This is a genomic window from Ruegeria discodermiae (assembly GCF_030758345.1).
Classification (GTDB): Bacteria; Pseudomonadota; Alphaproteobacteria; order Rhodobacterales; family Rhodobacteraceae; genus Ruegeria_C.
This window is the reverse complement of sequence record NZ_JAVAMO010000001.1, coordinates 136,876-153,546: the sequence shown is the minus strand read 5'-3', so window position 1 is coordinate 153,546 and position 16,671 is coordinate 136,876. Positions and strand designations below refer to the sequence as shown.

18 protein-coding genes are annotated in these 16,671 nt (G+C 62.0%); 8 read left to right on the top strand and 10 right to left on the bottom strand.

The annotated features are described in order from the left end of the window. Positions 1–82: 82 nt before the first annotated feature. The 5 genes from Q5Y75_RS00725 to Q5Y75_RS00705 all read right to left on the bottom strand — a co-directional run bounded on the left by Q5Y75_RS00725 (position 83) and on the right by Q5Y75_RS00705 (position 1,981). Complete coding sequence (locus Q5Y75_RS00725) at positions 83–418, bottom strand: nitrile hydratase subunit alpha (RefSeq protein WP_306193454.1); 336 nt, start codon at positions 416–418, stop codon at positions 83–85. A gap of 106 nt (positions 419–524) precedes the next feature. Then, on the bottom strand, positions 525–854 hold the full coding sequence (locus Q5Y75_RS00720) for a nitrile hydratase subunit alpha (RefSeq protein ID WP_306193452.1): 330 nt from the start codon (positions 852–854) through the stop codon (positions 525–527). 17 nt (positions 855–871) lie between these two features. Next, entirely contained in the window at positions 872–1,195 is a 324-nt protein-coding gene (locus Q5Y75_RS00715) for a nitrile hydratase subunit alpha (RefSeq protein ID WP_306193450.1), read from the bottom strand. Between the two features lie 24 nt (positions 1,196–1,219). Beyond that, complete coding sequence (locus Q5Y75_RS00710; protein ID WP_306193448.1) at positions 1,220–1,561, bottom strand: nitrile hydratase subunit alpha; 342 nt, start codon at positions 1,559–1,561, stop codon at positions 1,220–1,222. A gap of 78 nt (positions 1,562–1,639) precedes the next feature. Beyond that, positions 1,640–1,981, bottom strand: coding sequence for a nitrile hydratase subunit alpha (locus Q5Y75_RS00705; protein ID WP_306193446.1), 342 nt, complete (start codon positions 1,979–1,981; stop codon positions 1,640–1,642). Between the two features lie 194 nt (positions 1,982–2,175). Between Q5Y75_RS00705 and Q5Y75_RS00700 the strand changes: the two genes are divergently transcribed. The 6 genes from Q5Y75_RS00700 to Q5Y75_RS00675 all read left to right on the top strand — a co-directional run bounded on the left by Q5Y75_RS00700 (position 2,176) and on the right by Q5Y75_RS00675 (position 7,612). Next, the gene (locus tag Q5Y75_RS00700) at positions 2,176–3,138 is read left to right on the top strand and encodes a DUF3179 domain-containing protein (RefSeq protein ID WP_306193444.1); all 963 of its coding nucleotides are present in this window, start codon (positions 2,176–2,178) and stop codon (positions 3,136–3,138) included. Positions 3,139–3,393: 255 nt separating this feature from the next. After that, positions 3,394–3,855 carry a GNAT family N-acetyltransferase gene (locus Q5Y75_RS00695; protein ID WP_306193443.1) on the top strand — a complete coding sequence of 154 codons (462 nt, stop codon included), beginning with the start codon at positions 3,394–3,396 and terminating at the stop codon, positions 3,853–3,855. 90 nt (positions 3,856–3,945) lie between these two features. Next, entirely contained in the window at positions 3,946–5,154 is a 1,209-nt protein-coding gene (locus tag Q5Y75_RS00690; protein WP_306193442.1) for an MFS transporter, read from the top strand. A gap of 100 nt (positions 5,155–5,254) precedes the next feature. Continuing rightward, positions 5,255–5,851, top strand: coding sequence for a YceI family protein (locus Q5Y75_RS00685; protein WP_306193439.1), 597 nt, complete (start codon positions 5,255–5,257; stop codon positions 5,849–5,851). Between the two features lie 80 nt (positions 5,852–5,931). Beyond that, a complete protein-coding gene (locus tag Q5Y75_RS00680; protein WP_306193438.1) occupies positions 5,932–7,209 on the top strand; it encodes an MFS transporter in 1,278 nt (425 codons plus the stop codon). Positions 7,210–7,240: 31 nt separating this feature from the next. Continuing rightward, the gene (locus Q5Y75_RS00675; protein WP_306193436.1) at positions 7,241–7,612 is read left to right on the top strand and encodes a cupin domain-containing protein; all 372 of its coding nucleotides are present in this window, start codon (positions 7,241–7,243) and stop codon (positions 7,610–7,612) included. A 45-nt stretch (positions 7,613–7,657) separates the two neighbouring features. Here the strand turns inward: Q5Y75_RS00675 and Q5Y75_RS00670 are convergent, their stop codons facing one another. Together Q5Y75_RS00670 and Q5Y75_RS00665 are read right to left on the bottom strand one after the other, a co-directional pair. Then, the gene (locus Q5Y75_RS00670) at positions 7,658–9,331 is read right to left on the bottom strand and encodes a flotillin family protein (RefSeq protein ID WP_306193434.1); all 1,674 of its coding nucleotides are present in this window, start codon (positions 9,329–9,331) and stop codon (positions 7,658–7,660) included. Positions 9,332–9,363: 32 nt separating this feature from the next. Beyond that, positions 9,364–10,086 (bottom strand): OB-fold-containig protein, encoded by a 723-nt coding sequence (locus tag Q5Y75_RS00665; RefSeq protein ID WP_306193433.1) that lies wholly within the window; start codon positions 10,084–10,086, stop codon positions 9,364–9,366. Positions 10,087–10,342: 256 nt separating this feature from the next. Here Q5Y75_RS00665 and metG point away from each other — a divergent pair, with 256 nt between their 5' ends. Then, positions 10,343–12,061 (top strand): methionine--tRNA ligase, encoded by a 1,719-nt coding sequence (gene metG, locus Q5Y75_RS00660; RefSeq protein WP_306193431.1) that lies wholly within the window; start codon positions 10,343–10,345, stop codon positions 12,059–12,061. Positions 12,062–12,160: 99 nt separating this feature from the next. On the opposite strand, the gene Q5Y75_RS00655 is transcribed toward metG, so the two are convergent. The 3 genes from Q5Y75_RS00655 to Q5Y75_RS00645 all read right to left on the bottom strand — a co-directional run bounded on the left by Q5Y75_RS00655 (position 12,161) and on the right by Q5Y75_RS00645 (position 15,293). Further along, on the bottom strand, positions 12,161–13,486 hold the full coding sequence (locus Q5Y75_RS00655; protein ID WP_306193430.1) for an aspartate aminotransferase family protein: 1,326 nt from the start codon (positions 13,484–13,486) through the stop codon (positions 12,161–12,163). Further along, the gene (locus Q5Y75_RS00650) at positions 13,483–14,238 is read right to left on the bottom strand and encodes a beta-keto acid cleavage family enzyme (protein WP_306193428.1); all 756 of its coding nucleotides are present in this window, start codon (positions 14,236–14,238) and stop codon (positions 13,483–13,485) included. Before Q5Y75_RS00650 ends, Q5Y75_RS00655 begins: the two co-directional genes overlap by 4 nt. Positions 14,239–14,318: 80 nt before the next feature. After that, positions 14,319–15,293: a GlxA family transcriptional regulator gene (locus tag Q5Y75_RS00645; protein WP_306193427.1), complete on the bottom strand. Its 975-nt coding sequence runs from the start codon at positions 15,291–15,293 to the stop codon at positions 14,319–14,321. Positions 15,294–15,491: 198 nt separating this feature from the next. Between Q5Y75_RS00645 and Q5Y75_RS00640 the strand changes: the two genes are divergently transcribed. Beyond that, positions 15,492–16,670 (top strand): efflux RND transporter periplasmic adaptor subunit, encoded by a 1,179-nt coding sequence (locus Q5Y75_RS00640; protein ID WP_306193426.1) that lies wholly within the window; start codon positions 15,492–15,494, stop codon positions 16,668–16,670. The last annotated feature ends 1 nt before the right edge of the window (position 16,671 follow it).

Sequence of the window (16,671 nt, the reverse complement as noted above, 5' to 3'; positions counted from 1 at the left end):
GTTCTGTTGGGTTTTCAGGGTCTTCGTGAGGGCAATCTTTCCTGCTGCCCTCAAGTGACGCGTTCTGAGATTCGGTGGTGTTTCAATTGCCCTGTGTCGCCGAGATCGTGACGACGCCGACACCGAGCGCGCCTATAATGGCGGTGATGGCGGACAGGCAGCTCACGGTTGTGCCGCCCTGAGCATCCATCAGGTCCCGCTCAAAGACTTCACCTTCTGCTGGCGCGGCAGGAATGTGCAGATACTTCACCTTGCCGGTGTCCCTCACGCATCGGATGTTCACGTCGTCAGGAACATGCCCACCGATTTCCGTCAGTGCGGCTTTGGGATCTTTCTGCAGGCGCGCGCAATAGGCATCGTCGCTCAAGACCTTGTCCAGAAAGGCGGCTTTGTACTTTTCGCTGATGTTATGTGCCATTGTTTGGCTCCTCTCGGTCGGTGTCTTGTTGGGTTGTCAGGATCTTTTTTGAGCGAACTCTGTCCTGTTACAGTCGAGTGACCCGTTCTTGGTTTCGGCGGTTGCGCTAGCTGCCCTTTGTTGCCGCGATCGTCTCATAGGCCGATCCAAGTGTGACGATAACGACGGTGACCACGCAGACCGGCGTTGTGCCGCCCTGCGCCTCCAATAGATCGCGGTCGGAGATTTCGCCTGCCTCCGGAGCGGCGGGAATGTGCAGATACTTGACGGTGTCACTATCCATCACGCATCGGATGGTGACGCCGTCCTCAACATTGACCCCAAGCTCAGCCAGCGCCGACTTTGGATCCTCCTTCAAGCGCCTCCGATAGGCGTCATCGCGCCAGACCTTCTGCAGAAAACGGGCTTTGGTGGCGTTCTCGGACTGCTGTAGCATTTTTAGTTTCCTCCCTGTCAGCCGTCGATGGTCGCGCTGAAGGTCACGCCGGAGACCACTGACACCACGAACCCTGACAAGCAGGCCAGAGTGGTTCCGCCCTGAGCCTCCGTCAGATCGCGATCAGAGATTTCACCTGCCTCCGGAGCGGCGGGGATGTGCAGATACCTGACCCTGTCCGTGTCCATCACGCATCTGACCTCTATACCTTCGGGAACATCGCCCCCGATCTCTGCAAGCGCTGACCTGGCATCGTCCTGCAGGCGGGCGCGATAAGCGTCATCACTCCAGACTTTGTCCAGAAAGCGGGCTGTGTGTGCTTCTTTGGTTTTGAGCAGCATAATCTGTCTCCTTTCCGACTGCGTTCATTCGTCTGTCGTGTAGACCGTCAGCGTGACAATCGCGGAGTTGACAACGGTCATCGTGACCGTGATCGCCGTGACACCGCAGAGTATCGTTGTCCCGCCCTGCGCCTGCACCAGATCCTCGTCGGAAATCTCTCCTTCGGGCGGTGCTTCCGGAATGTGCAGATATTTCACCTTGTCGGTGTCCATCACACACCTGACATTCACGTTGTCCGGAACAGTGCCACCTATCTCAGTGAGAGCGGCCCTGGGGTCGGCCTGCAAGCGCGCGCGATAGGCGTCATCGCTCCAGACTTTGTCCAGAAAGCGGGCTTTTTGAATTTCCTTGTTTGTCGGTGCCATGATTGGCTCCTTTCTCTGAGTTCTCGCTTGGGTCAGCGTGCCCTGTCTTTGCTTCGGACGCGCATGCGTCGCGCCTCTTCAGTCCTTGGCGATGCTGTAGGTCATGGAACCGATCATGATGGTCAGTGTGGCAACCGCCGTGACGCAGACGGGCGATGTACCGCCCTGCACGCCCATCAACTCCGCCTCTGTCACTTCCGCTTCAACGGGCGCGACCGGGATATGCAGATGTTTCAGCGCTGCGGTATCCCGAACGACGCGGATATCCAAATCCTTGGGGAGCGCGTAGCCATATTCGGCCAGCGCGGTTCTGGGATCAGCGTCTAACGCGCGCGCAAACGCCTCATCCCGCCAGACCCGCTGGAAAAGCGTATCCTTTTGCGCCTGTTCATCGCTCTTGTCAGAGACATGCAGATTCATCCTCTGGTCCTCCTCACCTGTGCAATAAAAGGTGGGCGACCAATCTGAGCCTGTGCTGTAGCGTGCATTAAGCTGGCTTTAACCGGGCGGCAAAGAGCGCGACCGTTTTGGTTGAACTCTGTTCACATCCCCGTGCCGGGGCTTTGCGCTGCGCCTTCTCAGGATCATCATGTGGCATCCGAAGGGCTCTTTAGATGCGCAGCTTTATCCTGATCCTTCTGCTCTTTGCCGCAGGCGCCGCGCTGGCCAACCCAGAGCGCTGGCGCTCTGAATGGCCGGATACCGATTTCAGCCGCTCAAGCGTGGCGAACTGGGCCGAGATACAATCGGGCGGGCCGCCCAAGGACGGCATCCCCGCCCTCAGCAACCCCAGCTTCCTGCGCGCCTTCGACGAGACCCGGCTGGGGCGACGCGAGCCGGTGATAACGGTAGAGATCGACGGGGCCGAGCCGCGCACCTATCCGATCCGCTATCTGATCTGGCATGAGATCGTGAATGACAGCATTGGCGGCATCCCGATTGCGGTCACCTATTGCCCCTTGTGCAATTCCGGGATGACCTTTGATCGGCGCACGGCGGCGGGCACGCTCAGCTTTGGTGTCTCGGGCAAGCTGCGCCATTCCGATATGGTCATGTATGACCGCGAAACTCAAAGCTGGTGGCAACAGGCCATCGGCGAGGCAATTGTCGGAGACCTGACCGGCACCACCCTCACCGCCCTGCCCGCCTGGATGGAAAGCTGGGAGGAGTTCCGGACCCGTAATCCCGACGGTCTGGTGATGAATGAACCCGCTCACAGGCGCGATTATGGCCGCAACCCCTATCGCGGCTATGACAGCTCGGCTCGCCCCTTTCTCTATTCCGGCGAGAACCCGCCCCATGGCATCCACCCGCTGGCCCGCGTCATCCGTGTGGGTAACAGCGCCTGGCCGCTGGAGCGGTTGCGCGCCGAGCGCGAGATCGCCGAAAACGGCGTGACATTGATCTGGCGCGCCGGGCAGGCCTCGGCGCTGGACAAGACCCGGATCGCAAAGGGCCGCGACGTGGGCACGGTGCGGGTGCGGGATGCCTCCGGGCGGGACCTGGCCCATGACGTGATGTTCGCCTTCGCCTTTCACGCCTTCTGGCCCGATGGCACCTGGAGGCTTGCCCGTTGACCGGTAGATGGCGGGGCTGATAGGGCTAGCCCACGGTCGTTACCCGACCGGATGATGGAGCTTTTATGTCTACGATTGCGGGAAACCGCTAAGTCCTGACCAGCAGGACAACCGGGCCAACCAGACTGCCGCACCTAACGGCAGGCTTTTGAGTTGTATCTGCTTACCCAAATGATTGCGACCAAGGCGACAGCCTTGCACCCCCGATATCGGCGAGACCCGATCGGCGGTGCCATCAGGAAAGACATACGATCAATGAAAATCAGACTGACACAACGCGACGATATCCCCGCCCTGCAACGTGTTCTGCAAGAAACCGAATTGTTCCCACCGGAGATGATGCCCGAGATGTTGAGCGGGTTCTTCTCGGATGCTGAGCCCTCTGACATCTGGCTCACCTGTTTGGACAGTGAAAGACCCGTGGGCTTTTGTTACGCAGCACCCGAAGCCTTGGCCGAAGGCACCTGGAACATGCTGGCGCTGGCCGTGCTGCCTGCAGCCCAAGGCAAGGGGTGCGGGGGTGCCATCGTCACTCATCTGGAGGAGGTCCTGCGCGCTCGCGGCCAGCGCATTCTGATCGCGGACACGTCGGGAACTGAGAGCTTTGCCGGAACACGGGCATTTTATGCCCGGCAGGGCTATGAGGAGGAAGCGCGGATCAGAGATTTCTGGGCCCCGGGCGACGACAAGGTGACATTCCGCAAAGCCCTGCACTGAGGATAACACTTGCGTGTGGCCCTGTCCCGGAGAAGGTCGCACGCTTCTTATGCGCTGGCCAAGCGCGGTACGGCGCACTAGCGTGCGCGCATGACCGCCTCCATTCGTGACAGCCGCTATTCCTGGTTCCGTCTGCTGATCACCATGCTGATCGGCACGGTGGCCAATGTCGGCATCTGGGCGGTGATCGTCATCATGCCGGCGGTCGAGGCGGAGTTTGGCGCAAGCCGGGCGGATGCCTCGCTGCCTTTTACCCTGACCATGATCGGCTTTGCGCTTGGCAACCTGGTACTGGGCCGGATGGTGGACCGGCTGGGTGTCACCCTGGCGCTGATAGGCGCGGCGTGTTTGAGTGCGGCCTGTTACGGGCTGGCCAGCCTCGCGCCCTCGATTGCTATCCTGTCGTTGGTTCATCTGGGGTTGGGGTTCGGCACGGCGGTTGGATTTGGCCCGCTCATCGCCGATATCTCGCACTGGTTCGTTAAGCGGCGCGGGATCGCGGTGGCGCTGGTGGCCAGCAGCAACTACCTGTCCGGCGCGATCTGGCCCACGCTGCTCTCAGACATGCTGCGCGACAGCGGCTGGCAGCAGGTTTATCTGGCGCTGGCGCTGGTAACGTTGATCATCGTCATCCCGCTGTCGCTGCTCTTGCGGCGGCAAGTCCCCGAAGAAGATCTGGCCTCAGCCGCCTCCGAGGCGAAGATCAACGCCCAAACTGCCGGGATGTCGCCCCGTGTGCTGCAATTCGTGCTGGGGCTGGCGGGCATCGGGTGCTGCGTGGCGATGTCGATGCCGCAGGTTCACATCGTGGCCTATTGCGTGGGGCTGGGATACGGGCCTGCAGTGGGTGCCGAGATGTTGTCGCTGATGCTGCTGGGCGGCGTTGTCAGCCGAGTGATCTCGGGGATGGTGGCAGACAGGCTGGGCGGTCTCAGGACCCTTCTGATCGGCTCGGCCCTGCAGGGCACCGCGCTGTTCCTGTTCCTGCCCTATGACGGGCTGGTGCCGCTTTATGTGGTCAGCGCGCTGTTTGGGCTGTCACAAGGGGGTATCGTGCCCAGCTATGCGCTGGTGGTGCGCGAATACATGCCCCCGCGCGAAGCCGGTGCGCGGGTGGGCTTTGTGATGATGATGACCATCTTTGGCATGGCGCTGGGTGGCTGGATGTCGGGATGGATCTATGACATCAGCGGCAGTTACACGGCGGCCTTCGTGAACGGCATCGTCTGGAACGGTATGAACCTGGTGATCCTGCTGGCGCTGCTGCATCGCAGCCGCCCGCGCCCGCTTGCGGCCTGAGTCTTTGACGCCACACATGCGCTGACATTGCGGTGACCATGACCTGAACTTGCGGGAAACGGTGCTAGGCTCTGATCATCCGGGGTCCTCAGGAGGCGAAATGACACCGCTATCCCGCCGCACATTCCTTGCCACAAGCGCCGCCTCGCTCGCCGCGCCCGCCCTGGGGGCCGAGCCACAGCCCTATCTGCTGGACAAAGCAGCCTCGAAGGTCGGATTCATCTTTACCCTGGCCGGGAACGCCCAGCGTGGAACCATGCCGGTAACATCCGCTGACATCCAGGTCGATGCCGCCGATCTGGCCGCAAGCAGCGTTGATGTCCGCGTGGATGCCGCAGGCGCGCGCACCAACCTGTTCTTCGCCACCCAGGCCATGAAGAGCGCCGAGGTCCTGGATGTGGCAGCCCATCCAACCATTCGCTTCGTCTCGAAAGAGGTCGAACTGGGCACCGGCGGGCGGCTCTCTGATGGTGCAAAGCTGCAGGGCGACCTGACCCTGCGCGGGGTGACGAAACCGGTCGAATTCGAAGCATCGCTCTATCGCAAACCCGGCAGCGCAGCCAAGGATCTGAGCGAGTTGAGCATCCAATTGCACGGACAAATCAGCCGGTCGGCCTTTGGCGCGACGGGATATCCCGATCTGGTGCCCGATCCGATCGTGCTGGACATTTTCGCGCTGATCCGACGCGCGCCCTGATCCAAAAAAACCTCAAAACCGACCTCTGAAAGTCGAGAAACCGCGTGCAGCGGCGACACGAAGCGGCATCTTGAGTCATTATGCGCCTGATCATTTCATTTACCGCCCTGTTTCTGTCCGTCATCCTGCTGCAGCTTTCAACCGGAGGGGTCGGGCCGCTGGATGCGATCTCGGGCCTGACGCTGGGCTTTACCACGGCCGAAATCGGTATGCTGGGGTCAGCGCATTTCATCGGGTTCTTCGTGGGCTGCTGGTGGGCCCCTCGGCTGATGGGCAGCGTCGGCCATTCGCGCGCCTTCGCGGTCTGCACCGCATTGGGCGCAATGGGACTGATCGGGCACACGCTGACAGAGGATCCACGCATCTGGGCGGCGCTGCGAATCGCGTCGGGCACCTGCGTGGCGGGCTGCTATACCGTGATCGAGGCCTGGCTAAACGCCAAGGTCACCAATGAGAACCGGGGCCGCGCCACCGGCACCTATCGGATTGCCGATCTGAGCGCCTCGCTGGGCGCGCAGCTGATCATCGCCATCCTCCCACCCGCCTCATATGTATCCTACAACCTGCTCGCGATCCTGTGCTGCGCCTCGATCCTGCCGCTGATGCTGACACGGGCGAGCCAGCCACAAACGCCGGATGCGCCGCGCCTGCGCCCGAAACTGGCCTGGCAATGCTCGCCGCTGGCTGTGGCAGGCGTGATCGTGGCCGCGCTCAGCTCCGCCTCGTTCCGCATGATCGGGCCGGTTTATGGCCAGGAGGTGGGGCTGGACATCAACCAGATCGCCTTTTTCCTGGCGACCTTCGTGCTGGGCGGTGCGCTGGCGCAATATCCCATAGGCTGGCTGGCGGACAAATATGACCGCCGCTGGGTGCTGATCTGGCTGTCCGGTGTTGCCATCCTGAGCTGCGCGATCACCATGATCGCCAGCGGCGCCGGCACCGTTGGCATCATGCTGAGCGCGGCGTTTTTTGGCTTCACCACCTTCCCGATTTTTTCGATCTCGGCGGCCCATGCCAATGACTTCGCAACATCCGAACAGCGGGTCGAACTGTCTGCGGCGCTGATGTTCTTCTATGCATTGGGAGCCATCGCCAGCCCCTATATCTCGTCCAACCTGATCGGTGCCTATGGCCCCGGCGCGCTGTTTGCCTTCGTGGCGGTTGGCCACTTGTTCCTGATCCTGTTTGGCCTCTTGCGGATGCGCAGCCGTCCAGCGCCCGAGGATCGCACCCGCTATGTCTATGCCCCGCGCACCTCATTCACCATCGGGCGTCTGACCCGCAGGCAACGTGATCAGGCGTTGCGCACCGACGAGGCAACAATGCCGGAGCAGACAAAGCAGGACCAGAACAGCTAAGCTCGACCGAGTGGCAGCAAAGGACAGGCACATGCGCAGATACAGACCGGGCGATGATGTGGGCGTGTTGGAGCATTGGCCTTTCGACAACCCGGCCAGCGCATACGTGATCCGGCGCGGCGCGCCCAGCGCCTCGGGGCGAATAGATCAGGGAGGGCCGGGCCACACCAGCCGCTTCGGCATCTGGCGCTGCACAACAGGTGCTTTTGACTGTACCGAACAGGGCGACGAGTTGATGACGGTGCTTTCGGGCAGATGCCGGATCAGCGATCATGGCAGCGGTGAAACCGTCGAGCTGTCGGTGGGTGACAGCCTGTTCATCCGCGATGGCAGCCGGGTGACATGGGATGTGATTGAGGATGTGACGAAAGTGTTCTTTGGTCAGAAATCCGACGGGTATTGAAAAAGGGGCCGAAAAACCGGCCCCTTTCCTGTTTCAATCTGCGGTTTAATGCTCGACGCGGTCGTCGGTTTCCATTTCGGCCTCTGCCGCTTGCACCTCTTCCGGTGCAGCGAGCGCCCCGTTGGCCAGACCGCCGACACCGTTTTCCATCGACAGGCCCAGCTCTTCGCCCAGCTTCTTAAGCGCGGGCATCTGCACCGCCATGCCCATGATGGAATCGAGCGCCTGATTGACCACCGGCTTTTCGCTATTGGTGGCGCTGCCGGGCGTCCCTGCCGCACCGATGCCGCTGACCTGATGGATCTTGATCGAGTCGATCTTTTCGGCAGGCTTGACCATCTGGGTGATGATCTCGGGCATGGTGTCGATCCGGGCCATATCGACTTTCATCCGGATCAGTTCCGGCGACAGCGCGTTTTCTGCCTCGACAATGGCGCGCTTACCTTCGGCCTCGGCCAGCATGTCGTTCTTCTTGGCCTCGGCCCGGATGTTGAGCGCGTCGGCCTCGGCCTGTGCTTCTTCGCGGCGGGCTTCGGCGCGGTCGGCGGCGGCGTCCTTCTCGGCCTGCGCGGCCAGACGGATCGCGGTGGCCTGACGCTCGGCCTCGCGGGTGGCTTCGATCAGAACGATCTGCTTTTCACGCTCGGCTTCGGCCACCTGACGGGCGGTTGCCACGGCTTCGGTCGCTTTGGTCGCCTCGGCACGGGCCAGATCGGCGGAGGCACGGGCGCGGCTTTCCTCTTCGGATTTCTGCGCGATAATGATCTGGCGCTCCTGCTCGGCCACTTCCAGCTCACGCTCTTTGGCGATCTCGGCGTCGCGGATCTTGCGCTCGCGCTCGATCTCAGCCGACCGGATGGCTTCCTCGCGGGCAATCCGGGCGCGCTCGGTTTCACGCACCGAGTCCTCGGTCCGAGCGGCAATCTCGGCCTCTTGTGCGACGCGCATGGTCTCGACCTTTTCGGCCTGTTCGATCCGTGCCTGCGCCTCGTCCTGCTCGATGAGCAATTTCTGCCGTTCTGCTTCCATCGCGGCGCGGCGCACCTCGACCTCTGCATCCGCATCAATCTGCGCGCGCTCTTTCTTTGACGCCGCGATAACCTCAGCCAGCTTGCGCATACCGACGGCGTTAAATGCGTTGTTTTCATCCAGCGCTTCGAACGGCGTCTGATCCAGCGCAGTCAGCGAGACCGATTCCAGCGACAGACCGTTCTTCAGCAGATCCTCGGAGACCGCATTCTGCACCTCCTGCACAAAGTCGGCGCGGTTTTCATGCAGCCCATCCATGGTCATTTGGGCGGCCACGGCGCGCAAACCGTCGATCAGCTTGCCTTCGATCATCTCGCGCAGCAATTCCACATCGAAGGTACGGCTGCCCAGCGTTTGCGCGGCACGCGCAATGCCTTCATCAGTGGCCATGACCGAGACATAGAATTCCACGCCCACATCGACCCGCATCCGGTCCTGCGTAATCAAAGCGGCCTCGCCGTTGCGCTGCACTTCAAGGCGCAGGGTCTTCATGTTGACCGGGCTGACCTCATGCAACAGCGGGACAACGATGGTACCGCCATCCATGATCACTTTCTTGCCGCCCGCACCGGTCTTGACCAGGCTCACCTCGCGGGTGGCGCGGCGGTACAATCGGCCAAGGACCAGACCGATGAACAACAGGAACACCAGAACGGTGAGCACAGAAATCAACAGGAATTGCAATTCCATCAAAACGTCTCCTTTTAGAGTTTTTAATTGGGTTATTCGGACATGCCGATCAGAACGAAACCACCGCTGCGCCGGTCGCGCAGCACCAGAACCTCGGTGCCTTGCGACAGGTTCTCGCCCTCGCGCATGGGTTCGGCGCGCAGGTAATGCGCATTGCCGAAACGATCCATGACACGCACCTCGGCCGGGCGACCCTTGCTGGCCGTGCCTTGCGTGATCACGCCACGGCGGCGGGACAGGCGGCGCTCGGACGTGGATTCGGTCTCGGTCCGCGGCAAGAGCCGGGCAAAGACCGCGCCAAAGCCGCGCGCGAACCAGATGCCAAAGGCAGCCGCCGGGATCGCGGCCAGCCATCCGGGCAGGTTGAGCCCGATGAGATCGCGCAAGGCGAGTTGCAGACCCAAGCCGCTCAGGCCGAAGCCCATCAGTAGGGTGGCAAGCCAAATCATCGTGGGCATCTTGCCCAGACCCAGCCAGCTTGCCGGGCCAACCGCATCGGTTGCTGGGGCCTCCAGATCAGCCTCAGCTAGATCGACCGGGTCCAGATCGATATCGACATCCAGATCAGCGTCAATATCCAGATCGAATCCGTCCAGATCCGGCACCTCAGCAACATCCAGATCGACCTCTCCCTCGCCCGCCATCAGGCTGCCGCCCACCATCAGGGCCACCAGTTCAAGAACCAGCAGGCCCAACAGCAAGGCAAGCGCCATCGTAAAGGGCGCAAAGGCCCCCTCAAGCAGGAAGTCAAACATCACCGGATGTCCCTCATTTTTGTATGCGGTGGTATACGAAATAGATGGGGACTCATTTCAACATTTCAAGAGTTTGTGATTCTGCGGCTCAACCTGAGGTTAATCAGAGGCCAAAATGAGGCACCAGCGCTAAGCTTTCGCAAATCCTGCATGATGCGTTGCGTCACTTCCAAACTGCACCTCTCACAAAGCTGCCCTTTTGCTGGCGCGTCACATGGGGTAGACGGGCGCGCAGACAGATACGCGGACTGGGTACATGGCACGAATCCTCATCACCTCGGCGATCCCCTATATCAACGGGATCAAGCACCTCGGCAACCTGATTGGCTCGCAATTGCCCGCCGATCTCTATGCACGCTATCTGCGTGGCCGGGGCAATGAGGTCATGTTCCTCTGCGCCACCGACGAACATGGTACGCCCGCCGAACTGGCCGCCGCCAAGGCCGGTCAGCCGGTGGCCGAGTATTGCGCCCGGATGTACGAGGTGCAGTCCGATATCGCCCAGCGGTTCGGTTTGAGTTTTGATCATTTCGGTCGTTCCTCCAGCACCCAGAACCATCACCTGACGCAGCATTTCGCCGGGCGGCTGGCCGATGCCGGACTGATCCGCGAAGTGACCGAAAAGCAAGTCTACTCCAACGCCGATCGCCGGTTCCTACCCGATCGTTACATCGAGGGCACCTGCCCCAATTGCGGCTATGAGCGCGCGCGCGGCGATCAATGCGAGAACTGCACCAAGCAACTGGACCCGACCGATCTGATCGAGCCGCGCAGCGCGATCAGCGGGTCGACTGACCTTGAGGTGCGCGAGACCAAACACCTCTACCTGCGCCAGTCTGCGATGAGCGATCAGTTGGACAAGTGGATCGACAGCAAGACTGACTGGCCGGTGCTGACCACCTCCATCGCCAAGAAATGGCTGCATGACGGCGACGGGCTGCAGGACCGGGGTATTACCCGTGATCTGGACTGGGGCATTCCGGTCAGGAAAGGTGATGAGGATTGGCCCGGGATGGAGGGCAAGGTCTTCTACGTCTGGTTCGACGCGCCGATCGAATACATCGCCTGCGCGGCAGAATGGGCCGAGGCCAATGGCAAGTCGGACGCTGACTGGCAGCGCTGGTGGCGCACCGACAAGGGCGCCGATGACGTGCGCTATGTGCAGTTCATGGGCAAGGATAACGTGCCCTTCCACACGCTGAGCTTCCCGGCGACCATTCTGGGCTCGGGTGAGCCATGGAAGATGGTCGATCACCTGAAGAGCTTCAACTATTTGAACTACGATGGCGGCCAATTCTCGACCTCGCAGGGGCGCGGCGTCTTCATGGATCAGGCGCTGGAGATTCTGCCTGCGGATTACTGGCGCTGGTGGCTGCTGAGCCATGCGCCCGAAAGCAGCGATAGCGAGTTCACCTGGGAGAATTTCCAGCAATCGGTGAACAAGGATCTGGCCGATGTGCTGGGTAACTTCGTCAGCCGGATCACCAAGTTCTGCCGCTCGAAATTTGGCGAAGAGGTGCCCGAGGGCGGCGCCTATGGTGAACAGGAAGAGGCGCTGATCGCCGACCTGACTACGCGGGTGCGCGCCTATGAGCGCCATATGGAAGCGATGGAGGTCCGCAAATCTGCGCAGGAGCTGCGGGCGATCTGGGTTGCGGGAAATGAATATCTGCAAAGCGCCGCGCCTTGGGCAACGTTCAAGACCGACCCTGAGAAGGCCGCAGCACAGGTGCGTTTGGGTCTGAACCTGATCCGGCTTTACGCGGTGCTCAGCGCGCCCTTCATCCCCTTCGCCTCGGCCCGGATGCTTGAGGCGATGGGCGTCAGTGACACGACATGGCCCGAGGATGTGGCGGCCAGCCTGTCGATGCTGGCGCCGGGTCACAGCTTTGCCGTGCCCGAGGTGCTCTTTGCCAAGATCACCGATGAGCAGCGCGAGGATTGGGAAACACGCTTCGCCGGCACGCGCGACTAAAACCCGCGTTCAGTTGCGCACCCGCGGCACGGCACGCGCTGCACGATTTCTAAATCGCGTGATCAAACCCGTTCGAACGGGTTTGATCCGGTGACTGAGCTAAATGTCCAGAACCTGATTGATCGCCGCTGTCAGCCGGTCGGCACTCAGGTCTGCATCACTCTCTGCCATCACAAAAGGCGGTGCCAGCAACACGTGATCCCCCTGCCTGCCGTCGCGGGTGCCCGGCATCGGGTAGCAGATCAACCCCTGGCCCATCGCCGCCGCCTTCAGCTTGCCCGCCAGCCCCAGTGCCGGGTCGAACGGGGCCTTGCTGGCGCGGTCCTGCACCAGTTCCACGCCCCGGAACAAGCCGCGCCCGCGAATGTCGCCCACATGCGGATGCTGGACCAGCCGGTCGTGCAGGGCGGCGTCCAACTGGGCTCCACGCTCCTGCACCTGTGGCATCAGGTCCCGCTCCAGCATCTCAGACAGCACGGCATGCCCGGCGGCGGTGGCAACCGGATGGCCGATATAGGTGTGGCCATGCTGAAAGAAGCCCGATCCATCCGCAATCGCCTGATAGATATCCGCCGAGCATAACATCGCGCCGATAGGCTGGTATCCGGCCCCGAGACCCTTGGCGATGGTCAGGATGTCCGGCCGCACATCTTCACCCTTGCAGGCAAAGAGATGCCCGGTCCGGCCCATGCCACACATCACCTCATCAAGGATCAAGAGCACGCCGTAAGTATCACATATCTCACGGATACGCGCAAAGTACCCCTCGACCGCAGGCACCGCGCCCAGCGTTGCGCCAACTACCGGTTCGGCGATAAACGCCATGACGGTTTCGGGGCCGAGGCGCAGGATTTCCGCCCCCAGCTCGTCCGCGACGCGGCGTCCGTATTCGATTGGTGACTCACTCTCATGGCGTTCGGCATATTCGTAGCACGGCGCGATATGGCTGACACCGATCAGCAGCGGGTCGAACTGTTGGCGCCGCCACGCATTGCCACCCGCCGCCAATGCGCCCAGAGTGTTGCCATGATAGCTCTGCCGCCGTGCAATCAGATTGCGCCGTTCGGGCTGGCCGATCTCAAGGAAGTATTGCCGGGCCAGTTTGATCGCGGATTCCACCGCCTCTGACCCACCAGAAACGAAATAGACCCGGTCAATGCCTTCCGGAGCCTGCGCGATCAACAGATCGGCCAGTCGCTCGGCAGGCTCGGAGGTGAAGAACCCGGTGTGAGCAAAGGCCAGTTGGTCCACCTGGTCCTTGACCGCCTGCCGCACCCGCGCGTTGGAATGCCCCAGGCAGGACACGGCGGCACCGCCCGAGGCATCAAAATAGCGCTTGCCCTGCCCGTCGATCAGATAACAGCCCTCGCCCGCGACGGCAGTGGGCAGGTCCGCGCGGCAATGGCGCGGAAAGACATGGCTCATGGAAACTCCCTTTCCAACTCGGCCCGCAGCGCAGCCACCGCGGCTGCATTGTCGGGCCATTCACTTCCATCCGGCGCGTGCAGGTTGTTTTCGAACCCGACCCGCAGATACTCCGCCCCGGATCGCGCTGCGGCGATCAGACATTCCTGTTCCTGGCCGCCAAAGGCGCAGAGGCTGAACCGCAAGCCAGCCAGTTTCGGCAAAAGCGCCGCAAGCTCTTTGCGCTGCCCAGCTCGCGCGGGCGCATAGGCACCCAGTACGCAGATCACCTCATCCTGCTCGGGCTTGACAACGCCCATGCTGCGCCAATCGCGCAGCAGCGCAAGGTCATCCGCACCATAGACGATATGCTGCACGCGGGTGTTCTGCGTGGTGCAGAGCGCGTAGAGCGGCGCGGCGATCTCGGGTGCGCGATTGATCTCGCGCAGCGAGACGCTGGCCCAGGAGGGCGCCAGCGCCTCAAGGCAGGCAAATTGCGCCTTGGGCGCATAGCGCCCGGCCGCTTCGGTGGTGATCTGTAGCTCCAACCCGTCCACCTCGCGCAACGCGGCCAGCGCCTCGCGGTAGAGACCTGCATCCAGCGAATGCCCGCCCGAGGCATCGCGCACATGCAGGTGCAGCGCGTCCGCCCCTGCGGCGCGACAGGTCCGGGCGGTATGCAGAAGCTCATCTGGCGTCAGGGGCAAGGCCAAGTGATCGGACTTGCTGCGGCGCGCCCCGTTGGGCGCAACCATGATGCGGGGTCGTGTCATGTTGCGTTCTCTCTTTCATCAGAGAGCTAAGATATGACGTGCCGCCACACCTGAGCGAAACCGACATGTCCCCGGCAGAGTTACGACATCGCCCGCTTCCGGTCATCAGATGGAAGAACGCCAAACAACCGCTTGTAAACGCGCGAGAATGTCACAGGCTTAAAGCCATAATCCAAAGCAATCTCGGTCAGTTCGCGGCGGCCTGACAACACGTCGAGCCGCGCATCCTCAAGGCGGAGCTGGGAATAGACCCGCCCCGGCGGCTGGTCGAATTCCTGCTCGAAAAGCCGTTCCAGCTGGCGTTGGGAAATGCCCAGCTCCACCGCTATCTGCGCGATGGAAAGCGGCGCAAAGAGGTTGGCCCGCATCCGGCGCAGCGCCGCAAAGACCAGATGGTTGGCGGTTTCGAACCGCATCTCGGAACTGCGGCGCTGCGGCGCGCGCCCATCGCGCACCGTGTCGATCACCAGCCGCGCGGCGATCTCGTCGGCGGTCTCGCCCCCGTACTCGTCCCGCACCAGATGCAACATCAGATCGCTGGCCGCGCCGCCGCCCGCACAGGTCGCGATCTGCGTGTCATGGGTGAAGAGCGCGGCGGTCAGATCGATCTCGGGGAATTCCTGCCGCAGATAAGGGAAATCCTCCCAATGGGCGCTGACCGAGCGGCCATTCAGCAGCCCTGCCTGCGCCAGCCGCACCACGCCCGAGGAGACACCCCAAACCGGGTGCCCGCGCCGCACCCACCTGCGCAGGCGCGCTGTCAGGTCAGGTTCGGGCGCCATGCTGGCGTCGGCGCCCGCCACCACCACCAAGGTCGCACGTGGCGGGATATCGCAAAGCTTGAGGTCGGGGATCAGCGCAAACCCGTTTGAGGCGTGAACCGGGGCATCGCTCAGGCTGCAGGCCTTGTATCGCAGCCCGGCATCGGACCGGACGCGGTGCAGAAGGCGCAGAACCTCGACCGCCGAGGAAAACGCCTGCATCGTAAAACCTGCGTCAAGAACGAACACAAAAAGCCGCTCTGGGGCCGCGCCCATCTTTGTCGTCTCATCCATCACCGGCTCAGGTTAAACGCGCCGCGATCCGGCGAGAAAGCTAAAAAACACAGCAGTGCCAATATTTAACTTGGCAATCTGACGCTTGAGATATTCCCGAAATGCGGCCATCCTGCGGAGGATTGCCAGTGACTCGGGCTGCCGCCCTCGGCAGCGTGTCATTGGTCCTGATTGTCTAAATCAAGCGAGGCTCATTGCATGCCGACCCTTTCCTCCTGCATCTTTTCCAACGCGCGCGCGCCGCTTTCGCTGCGGCATGTCCTGAGCGGGATCGCCATTGCCGGTGCCCTCTGGACCGCGCCAGCCCATGCGCAGGAGACCGAAGCCGCCCCGCCGAAAGTGTCAATCGCGGCAGCCTACACGCAGGAAATCACCGATGAGGCCGTGTTCATCGGGCGGGGCGAAGCGATCGACCAGGTCGATATCGTCGCGCGCGTCAGTGGCTTCCTTGAGGCAACGAAGGTCGAGGATGGCGCAATTGTCGAAGAAGGCGAGCTGCTGTTCGAGATCGAGCCGGACCTCTATGAGGCAACGCTGGAGGCCCGCAAAGCCGATCTGGACAAGGCTGAGGCCAATCTGGAACTGGCCAAGCTGGAACTGGCGCGGAAGGAAGAATTGCTGCGCCGTGACGCAGTGCCCGTCTCGGAACGCGACGTGGCGCGCGCCAACGAGCTTGAGGCCGAAGCCCAGATCAAAGCCGCCAAGGCCGCGATCCAGCAGGCAGAGCTTGATCTCAGCTATACCAAGATCGACGCCCCCTTTCCCGGCCGTCTGGGCCGGGTGACCACCAGCGTCGGTGATATTGTTGGCCCCTCCAACCCGCCCCTGGTCACTCTGGTCCGCGAGGCTCCGATTTACGTGAGTTTCGCGGTCAATGAAAAGCTGCTGCTCAATGTGCTGGAGGAGTTCGGTGAAACCGCCGCCTCGCTTGCCAGCTCGGATCAGAAACCGGATGTATTCGTGGAACTGCCCAACGGCAGCAAGCTGGACGAAACCGGTGAGATCGTTTTTATCGACAACCGGATCGACCCGTTGACCGGCGCAATCACCATTCGCGCAGAGTTTGAAAATGCCAGCCGTCTGCTGGTGGACGGCGCCTTTGTGCATGTCAGCATCCAGGCGTTGGAGCCGACCCAGCAGTTGTTGATCCCGCAGGCCGCGCTGCAGCGCGACCAGCGCGGCGAATTTGTGCTTGTGGTCAATGACAAGCAGATGGTGGAGCAGCGCTATATCGAGACCGGAGATGTGGTGGATACGGCGATCATCGTGACCGACGGCCTTGTCGAAGGCGAGAGCGTGATTGTCGAGGGGCTGCAACGGGTCCGGCCCGGCGTGGCGGTGGATGCCATCGTCGCCTCTGACACGCCGGGGGAATAAC